Source organism: Alterirhizorhabdus solaris (genome assembly GCF_007785815.1).
GTDB classification, from domain to species: Bacteria; Pseudomonadota; Alphaproteobacteria; order Sphingomonadales; family Sphingomonadaceae; genus Alterirhizorhabdus; species Alterirhizorhabdus solaris.
Map to the genome: position 1 here is coordinate 1 of NZ_VNIM01000049.1, position 20,130 is coordinate 20,130.

Consider the following 20,130-nt stretch of genomic DNA (forward strand, 5'->3'; position numbering starts at 1 on the left):
CACCGCATACTGGATCAGCGGCTTGTCGACGACGGGCAGCATCTCCTTGGGCACCGCCTTGGTGGCGGGCAGGAAGCGCGTGCCCATGCCGGCGACGGGAAAAATGGCCTTCCTGATGGTCTTCATGCGGTCTCCGTAGCGAGCCAGGGCGGCAGATTGTCCGCCGCGATCAGCGCCTCAATCGGCTGTCGCGCCCGGACTACCGACCATTTGTTACCGGAAACCATTACTTCCGGCGTTAACGGTCGGCTGTTGTAGGTGCCGGCCATCGTCGCGCCATAGGCACCGGCGGTCATGAAGGCGAGCAGGTCGTCGGGCGCGGCGCGGTCCATGTGGCGGTGCATGGCGAAGGTGTCGCCGCTCTCGCACACCGGGCCGACCACGTTGGCGACGAAGCGATCGCCGTGCGGCTGGACGGCGCGGATATCGTGCCACGCATCGTACAGGCTGGGCCGCATCAGGTCGTTCATCGCGGCATCCACCACCACGAACGGCTCGTTCACCCCCTGCTTCACCCGGATCACCCGCGTGAGCAACACGCCGGCGTTCGCCACGATCAGCCGTCCCGGCTCGAACACCAGCCGCGTGTTCCAGCCGGCGGTGATCCGGGCGACCATCTCGCCATAGGCCGCGGGCAGTGGCGGCACCGGCAGCGCCGGATCATAAGGCACGCCCAGCCCGCCGCCCAGATCCGCGACCTCGATCGCGTGCCCGGCGCGGCGCAGCGAATCGATCAGCGTGCCGATCTTGCCGAACGCCGCTTCCAGCGGGCCCAGGTCGGTCAGCTGGCTGCCGATGTGCACCGCCACGCCGCGCACCTTGAGGCCGGGCAGGTTGCGCGCCAGCGTGTAGGCTGCGTGCGCGCGATCGTAGGCGACGCCGAACTTGTTCTCGGACTTGCCGGTGGAAATCTTGGCATGGGTACCGGCATCGACATCCGGGTTGATGCGGAACGCCACCGGCGCGACCATGCCCAGCCCGGTCGCCACTTCCGACAGCATCTCCGCCTCGGGTTCGGACTCCAGGTTGAACTGGAAAATCCCGTGGCGCAGCGCCAGCGTCATCTCGTCCGCCGTCTTGCCGACGCCCGAAAACACGATGCGATCGGGCGATACCCCGGCGTGGATCGCGCGCAGCAGCTCGCCGGCGGACACCACGTCGGCGCCCAGCCCGGCACGGGCCAGCGTGGCCAGCACCGCCGCATTGGGGTTGGCCTTCACCGCGAACGCCACCAGCGGCGGCTGCGGCAGCGCCGCCAGCGCCTCGCGGAACACGCGGACGTGCCGCTCCATCGTGGCGGTGGAATAGACGTACACCGGCGTGCCGACCGCCGCCGCGATTTCCGGCAACGCCACATCCTCGACGTGCATCACGCCGTCGCGAAGATCGAAATGGTCCATGTCGTTCAGCCCGGGGGAGGAATGTCGAAGCGGTCGTCGGGCCGCTCCTGCGATTTGGTCAGCAATTCGTCGCTGCGTTCCGGCCGCTCGTCGGTGCGCGGGGTCAGCAGCTCGACGGGGGTGGGCACGGTGGCGGCCATCGCCGGTTTCGGCGGCAGCGATGCGCCCTCCGGCGGGCGCAGCAGCTCGCGCTGGCCGCAGCCGGCGAGCAGCAGCAGCCCGGCGGCGAGGGCGAGGACGTGTCTCATGGCTCGATCCCCAGCGCGGCCTTCGCCTCGGCCACGCGGGCGCGCACCTGATCGGGCGCGGTGCCGCCGTGGCTGTTGCGGCTGGCGACCGAGGCGTCGACACCGAGCGCGGCGAACACCCGCTGGTCGATCCGCTCGTCGATCTCGCGCAGCTTGTCCAGCGGCAGCGCATCGAGCGCCACGCCCAGTCGCTCGGCCAGCCGCACCGCCATGCCGGTGATGTGGTGCGCCTCGCGGAACGGGATGTCGGCCACGCGCACCAGCCAGTCGGCCAGGTCGGTAGCGGTGGCGAAGCCCATCTCGGCCGCGGCGCGCAGGCGATCCTTGCGGAACGTCACCGTCTCCACCATCCCGGTCATCGCCGCGATCGACAGCGCCAGCAGGTCGTGCGCCTCGAAGACCGGCGGCTTGTCGTCCTGCATGTCCTTGGAATAGGCGAGCGGCAGGCCCTTCATCGTCATCGTCAGCGACACCATGCAGCCGGCGATGCGGCCCGAATGCCCGCGCACCAGCTCGGCCGCGTCCGGGTTGCGCTTCTGCGGCATGATCGAGGAGCCGGTGGAATAGGCGTCGGGCAGCGAGACGAAGCCGAACGGCTGGCTGGCCCAGATGATGAACTCCTCCGCCAGCCGGCTGAGGTGCAGGCTGCACTGGGTGGCGGCCATCAGGTAATCGAGCGCGAAATCGCGGTCGGACACCGAATCGAGCGAGTTCGCGGTCGGCCCGTCGAAGCCCAGCGCCTCGGCCGTGGCGAAGCGATCGATCGGGAAGCCGGTGCCCGCCAGCGCCGCGCTGCCGAGCGGCGAGCGGTTGCCGCGCGCGCGCGCATCGACGAAGCGGCTGCGGTCGCGCGCGATCATCTCGTAATAGGCCATCAGGTGATGCCCCAACGTCACCGGCTGGGCGACCTGGAGGTGGGTGAAGCCCGGCATCACCGAGGCGGCATGTTCCCCTGCCCGCTTCACCAGCGCCACCTGCAACGCCGCCAGCCCGGCATCGACCGAATCGATCGCGTCGCGCACCCACAGGCGGAAGTCGGTCGCCACCTGATCGTTGCGCGAGCGCGCGGTATGGAGCCGTCCGGCGGCCGGGCCGATCAGCGTGGCGAGCCGGCTCTCGGTCGCCATGTGAATATCCTCGAGCGCCAGATCCTCCGGCACGCCGTCGGCCGCATACTCGGCGCCCACCTGCGCCAGCCCGTCGGCGATGGCCTGCGCGTCCGGCGCGGAAACGATGCCCTGCTTCGCCAGCATCGCGACATGCGCCTGCGATCCAGCTATGTCCTGCCGCCAGAGTCGTTTATCGAACGGGATCGAGGCATTGATCTCGCGCATCACCGCGGCCGGGCCTTCGGCGAAGCGCCCGCCCCACATCGAATTGGAGTCGCCAGTGTCCGTTTTGGCCGTGCGGTCTGTGATTGCCCTGATCCTTCTGGCCTCGCTTTCCGCCTGCGATAAGCAAGAGGCAAAGGCGCCGCAAGGCAGCGTTGCCGAGACGAACGAAACGATCGGCAAGGTGGACGTGGCGAACGCCGGAAAGCCGGCGCCCGCCATGCCCTTCACCAACCCCGCCGGCGGCCCCGCCACGCTGGCGGCCTATCGCGGCAAGCCGCTGCTGGTGAACCTGTGGGCGACATGGTGCGGCCCCTGCGTGCGCGAGATGCCGACGCTGGACGCGCTGGCCGAACGCGAGGCGGGCCGCTTCAAGACGATCGTGGTGAGCCAGGACCTGCAGGGGCAGGAGGTGGTCGCGCCGTTCTTCGCCAAGCAGAAGTTCCGCGCGCTGGAGCCGTTCGTCGATACCAAGAACGTGCTGATGACCGCGCTGGAAACCGACACGCTGCCGACGACGATCTTCTACGACGCCGCCGGCAAGGAACAGTGGCGAGTGACCGGCGGGATGGACTGGAGCGGCGAACGCGCGAAGACGCTGATCGAGGGCGCACTCAACCCGCCGGGCGGCAAGGGCTGACCCCGGTGGCGCCGCGCCTCGCGCTCGTCACGCTGGGCGTCGCCGATCTGGCGCGCGCGACCGCCTTCTATGAGGCGATCGGGTTCGAGCGGCGGTTGCGGGCGGCGGAAGGGGTGGCGTTCTTTCAGCTCGGCCCGCTGGGGCTGTCGCTATACCCCGATGCCGATCTGGCCGGGGATGCCGGCGTTTCACCCGGCGCCGGCGGCTTTCGCGGCATGTCGCTGGCGCGGAACGTCGCGACCCGTCAGGATGTGGATGCAATCATCGCCGTAATGCTCACCGCCGGCGGCCGGCCGATGCGCGCCGCCGGGGAGAAAGAATGGGGCGGCTACAGCGGCTATGTCGCCGATCCGGACGGCCACGCCTGGGAGATCGCGTGGAACCCCGGTTTCCCGCTTGGCGAGGACGGAGCGATCACGATCCCGGCGTAGGGCGACGTGGTGTAAGGGACACCGTGCCACGCCGGCCCCGGGACATAGGGGGGAGATTTCACGTCTCCCGTCTTCATTCCCCGAGCGAGGTCGAGGGGCGAGCCACGACCGCGACGTTTCGTGTCTCGACCCGCTGGACATACGGGCGTGTAACGGGGCACCCCAGGGTTTGCCAAGAAACAACGCCCGCCTTGTTTTGCGTCAGCCCCTTCAAGGATAGCCGAGCGAAAGCAAGGCACAGCGTTGCGCGACGCGCCACCGACCCACCCGATCCCGATGGAATACGGACAGGATCACGACCGGCCAGACTGCCCCTAGGTCAGCGCTTTCACGCCCGGCAGTTCCTTGCCTTCCATCCATTCGAGGAACGCGCCGCCCGCCGTGGAGACGAACGTGAACTCGTCCGCCACGCCCGCCTGATTGAGCGCCGCGACGGTATCGCCGCCCCCCGCCACCGACACCAGCGACCCGCCGGTCGTCAGCGCGGCGGCGGTGCGCGCCAGCGAGACGGTGGCGGTATCGAAGGGCGGCGTCTCGAACGCGCCCATCGGCCCGTTCCACACCAGCGTGCGGCAGTTCTTCAGCACGTCGCCCAGCGCCTCGATGGCGTTGGGGCCGACGTCGAGGATCATCTCGTCGGCCGCCACCTCATGCACGTTCACGGTGCGGACCGGCGGATTGGCGCGAAATTCCTTCGCCACCACCACGTCATAGGGCAGATGCACCGTGCAGTTCGCCCTGTCCGCCGCGTCGAGGATCGCGACCGCGGTATCGGTCAGGTCATGCTCGCACAGCGACTTGCCGACATCCACGCCACGCGCGGCGAGGAAGGTGTTGGCCATGCCGCCGCCGATGATGAGGTGATCGACCTTCTCGACGAGGTGGGTCAGCACGTCGAGCTTGGTGGACACCTTCGCCCCGCCAACCACGGCCGCTACCGGATGCTCGGGCTTGCCCAGCGCCTTCTCCAGTGCCTGCAACTCGGCCTCCATCGCGCGACCGGCATAGGCCGGCAGCGCGCGGGCGAGGCCCTCGGTGGAGGCGTGGGCGCGATGCGCGGCGGAGAAGGCGTCGTTGACGTAGAGGTCGCCCAGCTTCGCCATCTCGGCGACCAGCGCGGGGTCGTTCTTCTCCTCGCCCGCGTGGAAGCGGGTGTTCTCGAGGATCGCGATGCTGCCGTCAGCCAGCTTCGCCACCGCCGCCACCGCGTCGTCGCCCGCGCAATCGTCGATGAAGGTCACCTCGCGGCCCAGCACGTCGGACAACGGGCGCGTCAGCAGCGCCAGCGACATGTCCGGCCGGCGCTCACCCTTCGGGCGGCCGAAATGCGCCAGGATCAACACCTTGGCGCCCTTGTCGGCCAGTTCGCTCAAGGTCGGCGCGGCGGAGCGCAGGCGGGTGTCGTCGGTCACGCGGCCATCGGCCATCGGGACGTTCAGGTCCTCGCGCACCAGGACGCGCTGCCCAAGCAGATCGCCCAGATCGTCGAGCGTGCGAAACGTCGTCATACCGCGTCCATCCTCACTTCGTGGTGCACAACCTCGTCACCCAGCGCGATCGCGCCGCCCGTGACGACCCGGGCCAGCACCCCGCCCCGCCATTCGGGGATCAGCGCCGGCCACAGCCCCGGATGTTGTTCGTCCATCCGCCGGCACGGATCACATTCGCCGGTAACCTCAAGCACGATCATACCGATATGCAGCCGGTAGCCCGCCCGCTGCGGCAGCGTGATGCCCGATACCAGCAGGTTCGCCCGTCGCATCGTCCAGGGTAATGCGGTGCCAAGATCGGCCTCCGCCCCCTGCCAGTCCTCGACGCGCAGGATCGACACCTGCCGCCGGGGAATGCGGCCGGGGCGCACCCGGCCGCGATAGTCGTCCGCCACACCCGTCTCGGGCGTAACGGCCGCCGTCATCAGCGTCTCCATCGGCGCGCGCGCGGCGCGGCGACGGGCGATCCCGATGAGGCGACCGCTCACCCGACCGGATCAGGCTGTCAGAGGAACTTGGCGATCGCGCCGGCGGTATCGACCATCCGGTTCGAGAAGCCCCACTCGTTGTCGTACCAAGACAGCACTCGCACCAGCTTGCCCTCGAGCACGGTCGTCTCGAGGCTGTCGACCGACGACGAGTGCGGATCGTGGTTGAAGTCGATAGAGACGAGCGGATCGGTGACGTAGGCGAGGATGCCCTTGAGCGGGCCGCTTTCCGACGCCGCCTTCAGCAGCTGGTTGACCTCTTCCTTCGTGGTGTCGCGCGCGGGCGTGAAGGTAAGGTCGACGATCGAGACGTTCGGCGTCGGCACGCGGATGGCCGAGCCGTCCAGCTTGCCCTTCAGTTCCGGCAGCACCTCACCCACGGCGCGCGCGGCGCCGGTGGTGGTCGGGATCATCGACATCGCCGCCGCACGCGCACGGCGCATGTCGGGGTGGATCTGGTCGAGGATCTTCTGGTCGTTGGTGTAGCTGTGAATCGTGGTCATCAGGCCGCGCTCGATGCCGATCGCGTCGTTCAGCACCTTGGCGATCGGCGCCAGGCAGTTGGTGGTGCACGATGCGTTCGACACGATCCTGTGATCGCCAGAGATCTGGTCGTCGTTGACGCCGAACACGACCGTGAGGTCGACACCCTTGGCAGGCGCCGAGATCAGGACGCGCTTGGCGCCGGCGGCGATGTGCTTCTCCGCGCTCTCGCGGTCGGTGAAGAAGCCGGTGCACTCCAGCGCGATATCGACGCCGTTGGCGGCGTGCGGCAGGTTGGCGGGGTCGCGCTCGGCCGTCACCTTGATGCGCTTGCCGTCGATCACGAGGTCGTTGCCGTCGGCCTCGACGCTGCCCGGATACGGGCCGTGCACCGAATCACGCTTGAACAGCAGCGCGTTCGACTTGGCATCCGCCAGATCGTTGATCGCCACCAGCTCCAGACCGCTTTCGGGGCGAGCCAGCACCGCGCGGGCGACGAGCCGGCCGATGCGCCCGAAACCGTTGATCGCTACCTTCACCGTCATGGACTTAGCTCCCGTTCTGCTCAAGCGCTGCAAGGATCTGCGGCGCGATGATGTCGGGCGTCAGCCCGAAATGCCTGTAGAGGTCGGGCGCGGGCGCGGAGGCGCCGAACCCGTCGATGCCGAAGCGCAGGCCGCGCGACATCGTGTAGCGTTCCCAGCCGATCGTCGTGCCCGCCTCGATCGAGACACGCAGGATCTCGGACGGCAGCACGTCGGGCAGCACATCGTCCTGATAGGCACGCGGCTGTGCGTCGAAGCGCGACCAGCAGGGCATGGAGACGACATCGGCACCGACGCCCTTGGCCTCCAGCGTATCCGCCACGGTCAGCGCGATCTCCACCTCGGAGCCGCTGGCGATCAGCACGACCTTGCGCGCGGCGGTGGCGGCCCGCAGGCGGTAGGCGCCCTTGGCGGAGAGGTTTTCCGAAGCGTCGTCACGCACTTGCGGCAGGTTCTGACGCGACAGCGCGAGCAGTGAAGGGCCGTCCTGACGCGCCAGCGCAAGCGCCCAGCATTCGGCCGTCTCGATCGTGTCGGCGGGGCGATAGACGTCGAGATTGGGCATCAGCCGCAGCGACATGACATGCTCGATCGGCTGGTGGGTCGGGCCGTCCTCGCCCAGCCCGATCGAATCGTGCGTCATCACATAGATCGCGCGGGTCTGCTGGAGCGCGGACAGGCGGATCGCCGGGCGGCAGTAGTCGGAGAAGACGAGGAAGGTGCCGCCGTAGGGGATCACGCCGCCGTGCAGCGCCATGCCGTTCATCGCGCAGCCCATGCCGAACTCGCGGATGCCGTAATAGATGTAGCGGCCACCGTAGTTGTCGGCGGTGAGCGGCGCCTGCGCCTTGGTCTTGGTGTTGTTCGATCCGGTCAGGTCGGCAGAGCCGCCGATCGTCTCGGGCAGCAGATCGTTGATCGCGCCGAGCGCCAGCTCCGAGGCGCGGCGGGTGGCCACCTTCTGCGGGCTGGCGATGAGGTCGGCCTGATAGGCATCGAGCGAGAAGCCCTCGGGCAGCCGCCCGTCCATCCGGCGCGTGAATTCGTCGCGATCGGAATGGTTTGCGAGGCGATCTTCCCAGTCATCGCGAGCGGCGGCACCACGCGCGCCGATCTCGCGCCACGCGGCGACGATCGTCTCCGGCAGCTCGAAATCGGGCGATTCCCACGCCAGCACCTGCCGCGCCGCCTTGATCTCGTCCGCGCCCAGCGGGGAGCCATGCGTGGCCGAGGTGCCCTGCTTGTTCGGCGCGCCGTAGCCGATGATCGTGCGGCACGCGATAAGCGAGGGACGCGGGTCGGCCTGTGCCTCACCCAGCGCGCGGGCGATGTCGTCGGCGTCATGGCCGTCGCAGGCAACGGTATGCCATCCGCTCGCATCGTAGCGCGCGATGATGTTCTCGCTGGACGACAGATCGACCGCGCCGTCGATGGTGATGCGGTTGTCGTCCCACAGCACGTTCAGCCGGCCGAGCTTCAGGTGACCGGCGAGGCCGACCGCCTCGTGGTTGATGCCTTCCATCAGGCAGCCGTCGCCTGCGATCACCCACGTGCGGTGATCGACCAGGTCGTTTCCGAACACCGCGTTCAGGTGACGCTCGGCGATCGCCATGCCGACCGCGGTGGCGAAACCCGAGCCGAGCGGCCCGGTCGTCGCCTCGATGCCCGCCAGCTCGAAATTCTCCGGGTGGCCGGCGCAGGGGCTGCCGAGCTGACGGAAGTTGCGGATGTCGTCAAGCGTCGGCCGCTCATAGCCGGTGAGGTGGAGCAGCGCGTAGATCAGCATCGAGCCGTGGCCCGCAGACAGCACGAAGCGATCGCGATCGGCCCATTTCGGCTGGGCCGGATCGAACTTCAGATAATCGCGGAACAGCACGGTCGCGGCATCGGCCATGCCCATCGGCATGCCGGGGTGGCCGGAATTGGCGGCCTGCACCGCGTCCATCGTCAACGCCCGCACGGCGTTGGCCAGCTGTTGCGACGAGACGGTCATGATGCGGCCTTTTCGGAAAGCTGCCCGGGATACCCCCCGAGTCGGCTCATTAAAGTGCGGGAATGGGCGCTCCTTTGTCGCGGGCGGCGTCTATCGTCAACCGCATGGCCGCACGCGGCTTGCCGCCGGTGGCTGACATGCTATGCCGCCGCGCGATGATCGAAGACCGCCTCAGCCTCGCGTTCGGCCGCCTCGAGCGAGCCGTCGCCCGCCTCGAAACGCAGCTGCCCCTGCCCCCGATGCCCACCGACGACGGTGCCTCGGAGGACGCCGCGTTGCGCGCGCAACTCTCCGATCTGGAGGAACGTCACGAGACGTTGCGTCGTCATGCGGCGGCGACGGTGGAGCGACTGGACAGGCTGCTCGATCCGGCGCGGGAGGGCTGACGATGGCGACCGTGGAACTGACGATCGCCGGCCGCCGGCACGAGCTGGCCTGCCGCGACGGCGAGGAGGCGCATCTGCGCGGCATCGCGGCGATGGTGGACGCCAAGGCCAACGAGGCCGCCCGCTCGATGGGCGGGATGAGCGAGGCGCGGCAGATGCTGTTCGCCGCGCTGATGATGGCGGACGAACTGAACGATGCGCGTGCCGCCGCCGCCCGCGCCGCCGCCGCGCCGCCGGAAACCGACCCTGCGATCATCGACGTGGTCGAATGGATGGCCGGCCGCATCGAGCAGCTTTCCGCGCTGATCGACACCGCCCCGTCCCCCGCCGGGGCACCCCCCGCCGATCCGGTCGTCGACGCCCCGCCGTCGAGGGTTGAGACTTCGCCGGACAGCGCCTAGATAGGGATCGGCGGGTACTGCCCGGTACGAGCTACATGAACATCCCTGAGGCGATTCATCATCCAATGGGGGCTGTCCCTGATAGGACCCTGGTCCGACTTACATGGCTCCCACCTGACGTTAACGGCGTCAGAGGATATTCTAGCACACGGCCACGGCGGTCCCGCCACCTCATGACCCGCCCCGCTTGCCGATGACGAAATCCGATCTTCGCAAGAGCCTGCGCGCCCGTCGCGCGGCGCTGGCCGCTGATACCGGCTGGCAGGCGGACCTGCTGGTCCACACCCTGTTCCTCGCCGACCGGGTGACGAGCCGTTTCGGCGTGGCGCGCTGCGTCTCCGGTTATATCTCCGACGGCGAGGAGGTCGATCCGACGCCGATCCTGTTCGCCGCGATCGACCGTGGGCTGACCGTCGCACTGCCGCACGTGGCCGGCCGGAAGTCGCCGATGCGCTTCCTGCGGTGGGAGCCGGGTGACGTGCTGGTGCCCGGCGCGTTCGGCCTGCTCCAGCCGCGCAGCGATGCCGCGGAGGTGGACCCGGACCTGATCCTCACCCCGCTCGTCGGTTTCGATCGCAGGCTGGCGCGGATCGGCAAGGGCGCCGGCTTTTATGACCGCGCGTTTGCCCGTCTGCCCGACGCGCGCCGCATCGGTCTTGCCTGGAGCGCACAGGAGGCGGACGTCGTGCCGACCGATCCGTGGGATGTCCCGCTGCATGCCGTCGCCACCGAGACGGAATGGATCGAGGCATGAACCCGAGCTGGCGCAAACCCTTCGGTACGTTCCTGATCCTGCTGCTGATTGCGGTGTGGTCGGCGCTTGTACTGCTCGCCTCCCCGCTGATCGAGCGGCTGCATCCGCTGGCGCAGGCTTTGGTCTATCTCGTCGCCGGCATCGTGTGGATCATGCCGCTCAAGCCGCTGCTGCGGTGGATGGAAACGGGGATCTGGCGCGACTGAACGTCAGCGGGGCGCGAGGGTATAGGCCAGCAGCGTCTCCCGCTGGATCACCCGGCCACCGCGCGAGATCGCCAGAGAGGCCGGGCCGGTGGCCGGCACCGTTATGACGTAACCGTAGCCGGCATTGGCGAAGGCGAAGGTCGTGGCACCGCCTGCCCCGGCCTCGCGTCCGCCCGTCACGCGCTGGCTTGCCCGCGTGGTACGCTGCACGCCGTCCGGTTGCTCGATCGGCGGACGGGCGGCGTAGTCGAAGCTCTCGTAGATGAGCCGACCGGCGGCGTCCTCGCGCACCAGCAGCGTGCGGCGGGCCGCGACGGCGATCAGCCGGGTGTTCGCCCGCCAGCGGCACTGGAAGCGGCTGTCCCCGAGCGCCATGGAGGTGAACGGCGGCGTTCGCACCGCTGCGGGATCGCCGAACGCACCCGGATTGAAGGCGTGGAGATTGCCGGCGTCGCGCCCGCCCTGCGTCAGCGACCAGTAGACCTGCCCCGCACCGGGATCGGCCCGGCCGAGCCCATAGGAGCGGACCGTGACGGAGGCGCCTGGCCGGTTCTTGTCCAGCAGCCCGATTCGCACCGATCCGGCAGCATCCGGCTTACCGACAAGCGCGACGAACGGCGCGTCGATGCCGTCGCAAAGGAACCAGCCTGGCCCGTTCTGGCCCGGCATATCGATTCGGGTATGGCTGCTATCCGCTGCCACAGCGGGCGGTGTGAGCAGGACGGCGGCAACGAGGGCGAAAATCTTCATCCGGTCTCGAACGCCGATCACGACGAGGATATCCGTGGATCATGAAATGCGGGTAGTGGAAAACCGCTCGCGGTGGCGCCATTCCCCGAGGAATGGCGCGAGTGACGGGGCTCGAACCCGCGACCTCCGGCGTGACAGGCCGGCGCTCTAACCAACTGAGCTACACCCGCTTGAAGCGTTGCCGGCCAACTACGGGCGACCGCCCACCCTGTCAAGCGACGCGAGACCGCTCCTCGGCAGATGGCTGTGGATCGTTTGGCACGAGGCCGGTCAGCGTGCCGTCCTCGAACAGGAAGCCCGCGATGTCCGGCTTGCCCGCGGCATCAAGCACCGTCTTCATGATGATGAGCAGCGGCACGGCCAGCAGCGCGCCCGTGGTGCCCCACACCCAGCCCCAGTAACTCAGGGCAACGAGGATCAGCAGCGGGTTCACCGTCAGCCGCCGTCCGACCAGCATCGGTGTCAGCGCGTTGGCCTCGACCAGATGGATGCCGATGAAGATCGCCGGCGGCAGGAAGGCGTACCAGATGTCCGGGAACGTCATCAGCCCACCCAGCGCCAGCAGCAGCGCGGCCGCCACCGGGCCGAGATACGGCACGTAGTTGAGCAGCGCGACGATGCCGCCCCACATCAGCGGTGTCGGCAGCCCGATCGCCCACATCGCGGCGGCCACGATCAGCCCGAGCGACATGTTGATGACCGTTATCATGCCGAGATAGGCGGAGGTGGCGTCCACCATCTCCTGGATCACCCGCGCCGTCGTCATCGCGCTGGAGAAGCTGGAGCGGCTCTGGATCGTGCGACGGCGCATCTTCGTCCACCCCGCCAGCGAGAAATAGATCAGCAGGATGGCGAACAGCGCCTGCACCAGCGCGTGCGGCGCGGAGGTGGCGACGAGATCGAGCAGCGAGTTCGGCGTCTCCACCGCCACCGTCCGCGCGGCGGTGGCGGGCGGGCGGGAGAGCATGCGCGCGGTATCGTCGATGAAGCGTTCGATGCTGGCGTAGAACTGGATCAGCGGCGCGAGGTTGGCGCGGATCTGGCCGATCCGGTCGGGCAGCAGCGCGAACCAGGCGGTGGCGGGCACCAGGATCGAGGCAACCGCGATGTTCGCCGCGATCAGGAACACGATCACGCAGCTGACCGCCGCCAGCGCCGAGGGGATACCGCGCCGTTCCAGCCATTCCAGCATCGGCACCAGCGCGATGGCGATCACCAGCGCGCCGGTGACAGGCAGGAAAAACTCCGCTCCCGAGCGCAGCGCGAACGGCAGCGCCAGCATCAGCCCAAGCCCGCCGATCAGGGTGAGCGCGGCGAGCAGACGATCGCGCCGGAAATCGGCGACCGGATCCGGGTGCAGCACAGGCGATGCCGGTGCGGGCGCCGCCTCGGCGGGGCGTGGCTCGATCCTGGCATCCATCGCACGGCTCCCTCTGTCGAACACTGTCGAATGCCTGCCGCCGGCCTATCCCACGCCGGCCGCGATGGACAGCGAAAGGCACGGATCGCCTCATGATTCGTGCGCCGGAAATGGGCGTGGTTCGCATCATGCTGGCGACGAAACGACGAGCCGTGCACCACGGCGGATGGTTCCCTAGGGGTCTATCGTCTCGTCCCGATGCCGAAACGGTTCGTCGTCGGCATATTGCGTGTTGCGGCGCACAACGACAGAAGCGCCGCAGATCAGGTCGCTGGCAGCGGAATCGAACGGTTCCTGCCCCTTACGACAAGACGTGGATGTGCCACCCCGCCCAGGGTTCGTTACGGGTGGGAACGGGCGTTCGCGCACTCGAAGGCTTAAGAATGTTGCATCCCGGGCATATCAGGCTCCTCGCGGCCGGCGCCCTCACCCTCGCCACCGTGATCCCCGCGACCTTCGTCGCATCGGAAGCCTCGCTCGCCGCGACCTTCTCCGTCGAACCGACCCCTGCCCCGTCCGCCGCGCTTTCCGACAGCGACGATCTGATCGCCATCGATGTGCTGACCGCCGACGACAGCCTCCTTTCCAGCGAGAACGCCGCACTGATCGGCGATACCCGCTTCGCCGACGCCGCCGACAGCGACGATGCCATCGACGACCAGCTCGAGTGCATGGCCAAGGTGGTGCTGCACGAGGCCGGCAACCAGCCGCGTGACGGGCAGCTCGCCGTCGCCCAGCTCATCGTCAACCGCGTCGAATCGGGCCGTTTCGCCGATACCGTGTGCGGCGTCGTCAACCAGCCCGGCCAGTTCTTCCGCACCGCCAGCTACAACCCGCGCCGCGATAGCGCCGCGTGGGCCAGCGCCGTCTCCGTCTCGCGCGAGGCGACCGCCGGCCGCTCCGCCGACGTGGTGGAAGGCGCCATGTTCTTCCGCGCCGCCTATTCCGCGCCGGACAGCTTCTTCCGCACCCGCACCCGCGTCGCCACGCTGGGCGATCACGTCTTCTACCGCTGAGTCTCGCGCCGGCCGCGCGTGATTTGCGCTCTGGCCGCGCCATGCTATAGACCTGCCGTCCGCCTCGGTTGCGCGTCCCGTGACGCCGCGTCCGGGGCGGAGTTGTTTCTCCGCTCCGAAAGGTGCAACGCCCATGTCCCGCCGCCGCCAGATCTACGAAGGCAAGGCCAAGATCCTGTACGAAGGCCCGGAGCCGGGCACGCTCATCCAGTATTTCAAGGATGATGCGACCGCGTTCAACGCCCAGAAGAAGGGCACGATCTCCGGCAAGGGCGTGCTCAACAACCGCATCTCCGAGCATGTGTTCACCATGCTCGCCAACATCGGCGTGCCGACCCACTTCATCCGCCGCCTCAACATGCGCGAGCAGCTGATCCGGCAGGCCGAGATCATCCCGATCGAGGTCGTCGTCCGCAACGTGGCCGCCGGCTCCATCGTGAAGCGGCTGGGGCTGGAGGAAGGCGCGCAGCTGCCGCGGACGATCATCGAATATTATTACAAGGATGACGCGCTCGGCGACCCGATGGTGGCCGACGAGCATATCGCCTGCTTCGGCTGGGCCAGCCAGGACGAGATGCACGACATCGCCGACATGGCGATCCGGGTGAACGATTTCCTGTCCGGCCTGTTCGCCGGCATCGGCATCCGTCTGGTGGACTTCAAGCTCGAGTTCGGCCGCGTGTTCGAGAACGATTACGCCCGCGTGATCCTGGCCGACGAGATCAGCCCGGACGGCTGCCGCCTGTGGGACATGGTGAGCGGCGAGAAGCTCGACAAGGATCGCTTCCGCCTCGACCTTGGCGGCGAAGTGGAAGCCTATCAGGAGATCGCGCGCCGGCTGGGCCTGTTGCCCGAAGGCGACACGACCGTGCTGGACATGGAAAAGCACCGGAAAAGCCGGGCCAAGAAATAGGCGTTCGCCCCGCCCCCGACCGCCCGTGCGCGTCGGGGGCTTTACCCGCATTTAACCATCGCCTGTTAAGCCGCTGCCGGAACACCAGTCTTTTCCGGGGGCGATCGGATAATGCGTACTCAATTCATGCTGGTCGGCCTCGTCGGGCTTTCCGCCTGCGGGGGCACCGGGCCGGAGAGCGCCGGCAGCGTGGCAGCACCCACCGGTAACGGCGTCACCACCACCACGAACGCACACAGCTTCACCAACCCGACCGAGGCCAAGACGTACAAGGCCATCGGCGGCAATCAGGTGTACGATTACAGCACCGACGCGCGTAACACCCAGCAGCAGCAGGGCCAGCAATATGCCGGCAACGCCAGCACCGCGCGCGATTCGAGCATCACCGTCGCCTATGATCCGCGCGACGCGATCTTCACGCTGACCGTTTCCGATTCGAAGACGGGCGCGGCCACCAATACCCGCTTCCAGGATCCGGGCAGCCGCACCGATTTCGGAGGCGCGAAGGAACCGCAGTGGGGCACGTCCCCCGCACTTGCCGCCATTCCGAACGTGCGCTTCCTGCAGGCCGGCGACGGCAACCCGCTGTCGCTCTATACCAACAGCGGCGCGGGTTTCATCAGGCCCGGCAATTCGACGACGCCGCCCGACGGGGAGATCCCCTCGGCCTACCAGTCCACCACCTTCTTCTACCAGACGCCGGGCACCGCCAACCGCGCAGGCACCACGACGAAGTACGTCACCTATGCCGGCTATCTGCGCAACTCGCTCACCTTCCAGCTCGTCACCGTGGGCGGCGTGTCGGTCAAGCAGGACAGCTGGCATCTGGAGCGCGGCGCGTTCGCCTATGGCGAGCAGACGAGCAACAACGCCGTGCCGAAAACCGGCAGCGCCAGCTACAGCGGCGGCATGCTGGCGACGATGGTGATGAACCCTACGCTCGACGGCAAGTTCGGCGACGTGAAGCCGACCTATTTCCAGTGGATCGACGGCACCGCGAAGATCGACGTCGATTTCGCCAGGAGCAGCGTCGGCCTGAACGTGACGGGCACCGTCCTCGCCCCGCAGATCGACCAATATACCACGGTGGGCGGGCTGACCCCGACTGCGGCGAACGCCGCGACGGTGGCGGCGGGCGCCACGTTCAACGCGGCCGGCACCGCCACCATCGATCTGGTGAACGCGGGCGGCTTTACCGGCGCGATCAACAGCGCCGGCTTCAGCGCCACCACCAACGGCGCGCCGACCACCGTCGCCATCGCCGGTTCGAGCGTGAACGGCGCCTTCTACGGCCCCGCCGCCGAGGAAGTGGGCGGCGGCTTCCGCGTGGTGGGCGGCACGCCGGACCAGCGGATCGACATCCTCGGCACCTTCACCGGCGCCAAGCCCTGAACCGCGGCACCTGAACCAAGGTCTTGCCCATGCGTCGCTTGCTTGCTCCCTCCGTCCTGGCGGTGGCGGCGGTGGGGCTTGTCGCCCTCACCTCGCTGGACCAGAGCCCGACGCTGGCCGACTGCGCCAACGGCCTCTGCGCGCTGCGGATGACTGCGCCTGAACTGCTCACCACCACCGAGCGGCTGGTGCAGGCGCGCCGCTTCGACGAGGCGAAGCCGCTGCTCGCCGCGCTCTCCAACGCGCCCGAGCTGGCGATGGAGACGCATTTCCTCACTGGCTTCGTGGCGGTGGAGACGGGCGACCTGAAACAGGCGGCACGCGAGTTCCGCGCGGTGCTTCGCGATCGGCCGGACGTGGTGCGCGCCCGGCTGGAACTGGCCCGCGTGCTGATGTTGCAGGGCAAGGACTCGGCGGCCGACCATCACTTCCGCCTCGCGCAGGAGGCGACCGATCTGCCGCCCGAGATCGCCCGCACCATCCGCGACCAGCGCGGCATCCTGCGTAACCGGCGGAAATGGCACCTGAACGTCGATGTCGGCCTGGCGCCGGACAGCAACGTGAACAACGCCACCGACGCGCGCACCATCGACGTGGCGTTCGGTAACGGCACGCTGCCGTTCGAGCTGAGCAAGGATGCGCGCCGTCGTTCCGGCGTGGGGCAGGTCGCCACCGTCTCGGGCGGGGTGCGGCTGCGCATGTCCGATGGCGTGGCGATGGTGATCGATGCCGACGGCCAGTTCGTCAACCAGACCGGCAAGGATGCCGACGACATCTCCGCGCTGCTCGCCGCCGGGCCGGAGATCACCACCAAGGGCGGCGCGCGGGTGACGGTGCAGGCGGTCGCCAGCCAGCGCTGGTATGGCGGGCGATCGGCCACCACCGGCGGCGGCGTGCGCCTGTCGGTGCAGAAGGATCTCGGCACCGGCGCGCGGGTGGGCGGACAGCTCGACACGCGGCGGATCGAATCGGGGTACGGCGAGGCGTTCGGCGGCTGGCAGCATGCGCTGTACGTGAGCTACGAGCGGGTGGTGCACCGGGCGATGGTCGCCTCCACCAGCCTGTTCGTGCGGCGCGACGACCTCGAATCGAAGGCCTATTCCAGCACCGAGGTGGGCGGCAACATCGGCATCGGCGGCGAGCTGCCGTGGGGGCTGAACGCGGGCGTCTCGGGCGGCCTGTCGCGCGTGATGTTCGATGCGCCGCTGACGTTCCTGTCGCCCGAGAGCCGCAAGGACTGGCGGTTCAACGCGCGGGCGTATCTGGGTGCGCGATCGGTGCGGGTAGCGGGCTTCTCGCCGTCGCTTACCTACACCTACAACCATATCGGATCGACGCAGACGCTTTATCGGATCGATCGCCACCGCATCCAGCTGGGGCTGTCCCGCTATTTCTGAGTGGCGTCCGGGCAGGCCCGGGGTCGCCGGTTGGTTGCTCCTCGTCGCCGCGCTGCTGCTGGTGCCGGCGCTGGCCAACGGCTTCCCGCTCGTGTTCCCGGACAGCGGCACCTACCTCGGCATCGCGACCGGCCACGATTATGCGATCGACCGGTCGAGCGTGTACGGCCTGCTGCTGCGTCCGTTCGTGCGCCTGCTGCCCGGAACGGCCGGACTGTGGCTGGCGATAGCGGCGCAGGCGGCGGCGGTGACGGGCGTGCTGCTGCTCGCTGCGCGCACGCTGATCGGCGCCACGGCGTGGCGGCAGGGGGTCGCGATCGTCGCGCTGATCCCGCTCACGTCGCTGGCGTGGCATGCCGGGCAGATCATGCCCGATGCGTTCACCGGGCCGCTGGTGCTGCTCGTCTGCCTCGCCGCCACCCGCCCGGCCGGTGGCGATGGCACGGGCCTGCTGTGGCTGGGCGCGCTGCTGCTGGCGCTGACGCATTACACCCATGTCGTGTTGCTGGGCGCTGCCGCCGGCGCGGCGATCGTGGCGCAGGCGGCGCTCGGCCTCGGCTGGCGTGCCGCGTTCGGTCGGCTGGCGGTGGCGGCCGGCGCGGCGGGAGCCGCCATCGCGCTGCTGACGGCGGCGAACGCCGTGGTGCTGGGCCGCTCGGCGATGTCGCCGGTGGGGCCGGTCTTCCTGTTCGCCCGGCTGAACGCCGATGGCCTGGCCGGGCCGTGGCTCGCGCGCCATTGCGGCACCGACGCCCCGCCCGCGCTGTGCGCCGAGCGCGCGCGCCTGCCACGCGACAGCCAGGCCCTGCTGTGGGGCGACGGGGCCAGCCCGATCGGCCGGCATATATGGCAGGCGGCGAGCGACGCGGAGCGATGGCGCTGGGTGGAGATGCTGGCGGCAGCGGACTGCGGGATCGTCACCGAACGGCCGCTCGCCTTCGCCGCATCGGCGCTACGTGGTACGGTACGCCAGTTCCTCGCCTTCCGCGCGATCGACGATGAGTGCCCCGAAGGCTGCGGGCGCAACCGCAGCGGCGGCATCGCCTATATCCTCGGCCGGGATCGCCCCACCGCCCTCCCCGCGCTGCTGGGTTCCGCGCAGGTGCGGGGGACGACGCCGAAAGCGGCGGTCCGGGCGATCACCACACCGGTGACGGCGATGGCCCTGGCGCTGCTGCCCCTCGCGCTGGTGCTGGCGTGGCGGCGGCGCGACGGGATCGCGCTGGCCTTCGCCGCCGGGATCGGCACGGCGCTGATCGTCAACGCGGCGCTCGCGGGTGCGCTGTCCGACGTGCACGATCGCTACCAGAGCCGGGTGGCGTGGCTGGCGCCGCTGCTGATCCTGTTCCTCGCCCTGCGCTGGCGACGCGCTCGCCCCGCCGCTTGCCCCCCGGCGTCGCCCGCGTCATAAGCCGGGCAAATCCAACGATCCGGGCAGAATCGATGAAGGCGCGCGTGTACGTCACCCTCAAGAACGGTGTCCTCGATCCGCAGGGCAAGGCCATTCATCACGCGCTGGAAGGCCTCGGCTTCGGCGGCGTCGCCGATGTGCGCGCCGGCAAGATGATCGAGCTGGATCTGGCGGACAGCATCACCGACGCCGACCTCGATGCGATGTGCCGCGCGCTGCTCGCCAATACCGTGATCGAAAACTACCGTATCGAGCGGGGCGCGTAATCCGATGAAGAGCGCGGTCATCGTCTTCCCCGGCAGCAACTGCGATCGCGATCTGGCGGTGGCGATCCGCGACGTGACCGGCGTGGCGCCGGTGATGGTGTGGCACCGGGAGACGGCGCTGCCCGAGGGCATCGACCTGATCGGCGTGCCGGGCGGCTTCTCCTACGGCGATTACCTGCGGTCCGGCGCGATGGCGGCACGCAGCCCGATCATGCGCGCCGTCGCCGATGCGGCGGGGCGCGGCGCCAGGGTGCTTGGCGTGTGCAACGGTTTCCAGGTGCTCACCGAAGCCGGGCTGCTGCCGGGCGCGCTGATGCGCAACGCCGGTATCAGCTTCGTCTGCCGCGATGTCGCGCTGACGGTGGCGAACACCGACAGCGCCTTCACCCGCCTGTACGACGCGGGCGAGACGATCACCGTGCCGGTGGCGCACCATGACGGCAATTACACCGCCGATCCGGAAACGCTCGACCGGCTGGAAGGCGAGGGCCGCGTCGCGTTCCGCTATGCCGGCGCGGTCAACGGCTCGGCCCGCGATATCGCCGGCGTGCTGAATGAAGCGGGCAACGTCCTGGGCCTGATGCCGCACCCCGAGCGGATGATCGAGGCAGCGCACGGCCGCAGCGACGGCCGCCGCCTGTTCGAGGGCCTGGTGGAGAGCGTGGCCGCCTGATCCTGCGCGGCCGACCGTGCGGGCTGTTGCTGCGGGCCTGTCGCCCGGTCCCTGATTCACGCGGTTTCGTCGGGAGCGCAAGCGGCCCGATCTAGA

23 protein-coding genes and 1 tRNA gene are annotated in these 20,130 nt (G+C 69.0%); 13 read left to right on the forward strand and 11 right to left on the reverse strand.

Going from position 1 to position 20,130, the window contains the following annotated elements; genetic code table 11:
* The 4 genes from FOY91_RS12495 to argH form a co-directional block, all read right to left on the reverse strand.
* A partial coding sequence (locus tag FOY91_RS12495) for a sugar phosphate nucleotidyltransferase (protein WP_275265971.1) occupies window positions 1-126 on the reverse strand: 126 nt, incomplete at its 3' end.
* Window positions 123-1,400 carry a diaminopimelate decarboxylase gene (gene lysA / locus FOY91_RS12500; protein ID WP_145152297.1) on the reverse strand — a complete coding sequence of 426 codons (1,278 nt, stop codon included), beginning with the start codon at window positions 1,398-1,400 and terminating at the stop codon, window positions 123-125. The genes lysA and FOY91_RS12495, both read right to left, overlap by 4 nt.
* Window positions 1,401-1,405: 5 nt before the next feature.
* Window positions 1,406-1,648, reverse strand: coding sequence for a hypothetical protein (locus FOY91_RS12505; protein ID WP_145152300.1), 243 nt, complete (start codon window positions 1,646-1,648; stop codon window positions 1,406-1,408).
* Window positions 1,645-3,021, reverse strand: a complete 1,377-nt coding sequence (gene argH / locus FOY91_RS12510; protein WP_145152303.1) for an argininosuccinate lyase — start codon at window positions 3,019-3,021, stop codon at window positions 1,645-1,647. The genes FOY91_RS12505 and argH overlap by 4 nt, the downstream gene beginning before the upstream one ends.
* Window positions 3,022-3,037: 16 nt before the next feature.
* Here argH and FOY91_RS12515 point away from each other — a divergent pair, with 16 nt between their 5' ends.
* Together FOY91_RS12515 and FOY91_RS12520 are read left to right on the forward strand one after the other, a co-directional pair.
* Window positions 3,038-3,619, forward strand: coding sequence for a TlpA family protein disulfide reductase (locus tag FOY91_RS12515; protein WP_238995656.1), 582 nt, complete (start codon window positions 3,038-3,040; stop codon window positions 3,617-3,619).
* A gap of 5 nt (window positions 3,620-3,624) precedes the next feature.
* On the forward strand, window positions 3,625-4,050 hold the full coding sequence (locus tag FOY91_RS12520) for a VOC family protein (RefSeq protein WP_145152310.1): 426 nt from the start codon (window positions 3,625-3,627) through the stop codon (window positions 4,048-4,050).
* A gap of 314 nt (window positions 4,051-4,364) precedes the next feature.
* Here the strand turns inward: FOY91_RS12520 and FOY91_RS12525 are convergent, their stop codons facing one another.
* Genes FOY91_RS12525 through tkt form a run of 4 tightly spaced genes read right to left on the reverse strand, consistent with a single transcriptional unit; the run spans window position 4,365 to window position 9,049 of the window.
* Complete coding sequence (locus FOY91_RS12525) at window positions 4,365-5,558, reverse strand: phosphoglycerate kinase (protein WP_145152313.1); 1,194 nt, start codon at window positions 5,556-5,558, stop codon at window positions 4,365-4,367.
* Window positions 5,555-6,028: an MOSC domain-containing protein gene (locus FOY91_RS12530; protein WP_145152315.1), complete on the reverse strand. Its 474-nt coding sequence runs from the start codon at window positions 6,026-6,028 to the stop codon at window positions 5,555-5,557. The genes FOY91_RS12525 and FOY91_RS12530 overlap by 4 nt, the downstream gene beginning before the upstream one ends.
* 17 nt (window positions 6,029-6,045) lie before the next feature.
* Entirely contained in the window at window positions 6,046-7,056 is a 1,011-nt protein-coding gene (gene gap / locus FOY91_RS12535; protein WP_145152318.1) for a type I glyceraldehyde-3-phosphate dehydrogenase, read from the reverse strand.
* A 4-nt stretch (window positions 7,057-7,060) separates the two neighbouring features.
* The gene (gene tkt, locus FOY91_RS12540) at window positions 7,061-9,049 is read right to left on the reverse strand and encodes a transketolase (protein WP_145152322.1); all 1,989 of its coding nucleotides are present in this window, start codon (window positions 9,047-9,049) and stop codon (window positions 7,061-7,063) included.
* Between the two features lie 155 nt (window positions 9,050-9,204).
* Between tkt and FOY91_RS12545 the strand changes: the two genes are divergently transcribed.
* The 4 genes from FOY91_RS12545 (at window position 9,205) to FOY91_RS12560 (ending at window position 10,796) form a co-directional block, all read left to right on the forward strand.
* Window positions 9,205-9,435, forward strand: a complete 231-nt coding sequence (locus tag FOY91_RS12545; RefSeq protein WP_145152326.1) for a hypothetical protein — start codon at window positions 9,205-9,207, stop codon at window positions 9,433-9,435.
* A 2-nt stretch (window positions 9,436-9,437) separates the two neighbouring features.
* Window positions 9,438-9,836: a cell division protein ZapA gene (locus FOY91_RS12550; protein ID WP_145152329.1), complete on the forward strand. Its 399-nt coding sequence runs from the start codon at window positions 9,438-9,440 to the stop codon at window positions 9,834-9,836.
* 193 nt (window positions 9,837-10,029) lie between these two features.
* Window positions 10,030-10,590: a 5-formyltetrahydrofolate cyclo-ligase gene (locus FOY91_RS12555; protein ID WP_145152332.1), complete on the forward strand. Its 561-nt coding sequence runs from the start codon at window positions 10,030-10,032 to the stop codon at window positions 10,588-10,590.
* Complete coding sequence (locus FOY91_RS12560) at window positions 10,587-10,796, forward strand: DUF2842 domain-containing protein (protein ID WP_145152335.1); 210 nt, start codon at window positions 10,587-10,589, stop codon at window positions 10,794-10,796. The genes FOY91_RS12555 and FOY91_RS12560 overlap by 4 nt, the downstream gene beginning before the upstream one ends.
* 3 nt (window positions 10,797-10,799) lie before the next feature.
* Here FOY91_RS12560 and FOY91_RS12565 read toward each other — a convergent pair whose 3' ends face one another.
* The 3 genes from FOY91_RS12565 to FOY91_RS12575 form a co-directional block, all read right to left on the reverse strand.
* Window positions 10,800-11,546, reverse strand: coding sequence for a hypothetical protein (locus FOY91_RS12565; protein WP_145152338.1), 747 nt, complete (start codon window positions 11,544-11,546; stop codon window positions 10,800-10,802).
* Window positions 11,547-11,639: 93 nt separating this feature from the next.
* Window positions 11,640-11,716 (reverse strand) — tRNA-Asp (locus FOY91_RS12570).
* A gap of 41 nt (window positions 11,717-11,757) precedes the next feature.
* Window positions 11,758-12,966 (reverse strand): AI-2E family transporter, encoded by a 1,209-nt coding sequence (locus FOY91_RS12575; RefSeq protein ID WP_145152340.1) that lies wholly within the window; start codon window positions 12,964-12,966, stop codon window positions 11,758-11,760.
* A 383-nt stretch (window positions 12,967-13,349) separates the two neighbouring features.
* On the opposite strand from FOY91_RS12575, the gene FOY91_RS12580 reads away from it, so the two are divergent.
* From FOY91_RS12580 to purQ, 7 genes are all read left to right on the forward strand, one after another.
* Complete coding sequence (locus tag FOY91_RS12580; protein WP_145152344.1) at window positions 13,350-13,982, forward strand: cell wall hydrolase; 633 nt, start codon at window positions 13,350-13,352, stop codon at window positions 13,980-13,982.
* 133 nt (window positions 13,983-14,115) lie between these two features.
* The gene (purC, locus tag FOY91_RS12585) at window positions 14,116-14,895 is read left to right on the forward strand and encodes a phosphoribosylaminoimidazolesuccinocarboxamide synthase (protein WP_145152347.1); all 780 of its coding nucleotides are present in this window, start codon (window positions 14,116-14,118) and stop codon (window positions 14,893-14,895) included.
* 111 nt (window positions 14,896-15,006) lie between these two features.
* Window positions 15,007-16,287 (forward strand): transferrin-binding protein-like solute binding protein, encoded by a 1,281-nt coding sequence (locus FOY91_RS12590; protein WP_145152349.1) that lies wholly within the window; start codon window positions 15,007-15,009, stop codon window positions 16,285-16,287.
* A 29-nt stretch (window positions 16,288-16,316) separates the two neighbouring features.
* Window positions 16,317-17,684, forward strand: a complete 1,368-nt coding sequence (locus FOY91_RS12595; RefSeq protein WP_145152352.1) for a surface lipoprotein assembly modifier — start codon at window positions 16,317-16,319, stop codon at window positions 17,682-17,684.
* Between the two features lie 34 nt (window positions 17,685-17,718).
* Window positions 17,719-19,095, forward strand: a complete 1,377-nt coding sequence (locus FOY91_RS12600; RefSeq protein WP_145152353.1) for a hypothetical protein — start codon at window positions 17,719-17,721, stop codon at window positions 19,093-19,095.
* Between the two features lie 32 nt (window positions 19,096-19,127).
* Window positions 19,128-19,361 carry a phosphoribosylformylglycinamidine synthase subunit PurS gene (purS, locus tag FOY91_RS12605; protein ID WP_145152356.1) on the forward strand — a complete coding sequence of 78 codons (234 nt, stop codon included), beginning with the start codon at window positions 19,128-19,130 and terminating at the stop codon, window positions 19,359-19,361.
* A gap of 4 nt (window positions 19,362-19,365) precedes the next feature.
* Entirely contained in the window at window positions 19,366-20,034 is a 669-nt protein-coding gene (purQ, locus tag FOY91_RS12610; protein WP_145152359.1) for a phosphoribosylformylglycinamidine synthase subunit PurQ, read from the forward strand.
* Window positions 20,035-20,130: the final 96 nt, after the last annotated feature.

Bases quoted from the DNA above. Each gene is read 5' to 3' on its own strand.
- lysA (WP_145152297.1), bottom strand. From the start codon at position 1,400: ATGGACCATTTCGATCTTCGCGACGGCGTGATGCACGTCGAGGATGTG.
- FOY91_RS12505 (WP_145152300.1), bottom strand. From the start codon at position 1,648: ATGAGACACGTCCTCGCCCTCGCCGCCGGGCTGCTGCTGCTCGCCGGC.
- argH (WP_145152303.1), bottom strand. From the start codon at position 3,021: ATGTGGGGCGGGCGCTTCGCCGAAGGCCCGGCCGCGGTGATGCGCGAG.
- FOY91_RS12525 (WP_145152313.1), bottom strand. From the start codon at position 5,558: ATGACGACGTTTCGCACGCTCGACGATCTGGGCGATCTGCTTGGGCAG.
- gap (WP_145152318.1), bottom strand. From the start codon at position 7,056: ATGACGGTGAAGGTAGCGATCAACGGTTTCGGGCGCATCGGCCGGCTC.
- tkt (WP_145152322.1), bottom strand. From the start codon at position 9,049: ATGACCGTCTCGTCGCAACAGCTGGCCAACGCCGTGCGGGCGTTGACG.
- FOY91_RS12545 (WP_145152326.1), top strand. From the start codon at position 9,205: ATGATCGAAGACCGCCTCAGCCTCGCGTTCGGCCGCCTCGAGCGAGCC.
- FOY91_RS12550 (WP_145152329.1), top strand. From the start codon at position 9,438: ATGGCGACCGTGGAACTGACGATCGCCGGCCGCCGGCACGAGCTGGCC.
- FOY91_RS12555 (WP_145152332.1), top strand. From the start codon at position 10,030: ATGACGAAATCCGATCTTCGCAAGAGCCTGCGCGCCCGTCGCGCGGCG.
- FOY91_RS12560 (WP_145152335.1), top strand. From the start codon at position 10,587: ATGAACCCGAGCTGGCGCAAACCCTTCGGTACGTTCCTGATCCTGCTG.
- FOY91_RS12565 (WP_145152338.1), bottom strand. From the start codon at position 11,546: ATGAAGATTTTCGCCCTCGTTGCCGCCGTCCTGCTCACACCGCCCGCT.
- FOY91_RS12575 (WP_145152340.1), bottom strand. From the start codon at position 12,966: ATGGATGCCAGGATCGAGCCACGCCCCGCCGAGGCGGCGCCCGCACCG.
- FOY91_RS12580 (WP_145152344.1), top strand. From the start codon at position 13,350: ATGTTGCATCCCGGGCATATCAGGCTCCTCGCGGCCGGCGCCCTCACC.
- purC (WP_145152347.1), top strand. From the start codon at position 14,116: ATGTCCCGCCGCCGCCAGATCTACGAAGGCAAGGCCAAGATCCTGTAC.
- FOY91_RS12590 (WP_145152349.1), top strand. From the start codon at position 15,007: ATGCGTACTCAATTCATGCTGGTCGGCCTCGTCGGGCTTTCCGCCTGC.
- FOY91_RS12595 (WP_145152352.1), top strand. From the start codon at position 16,317: ATGCGTCGCTTGCTTGCTCCCTCCGTCCTGGCGGTGGCGGCGGTGGGG.
- purS (WP_145152356.1), top strand. From the start codon at position 19,128: ATGAAGGCGCGCGTGTACGTCACCCTCAAGAACGGTGTCCTCGATCCG.
- purQ (WP_145152359.1), top strand. From the start codon at position 19,366: ATGAAGAGCGCGGTCATCGTCTTCCCCGGCAGCAACTGCGATCGCGAT.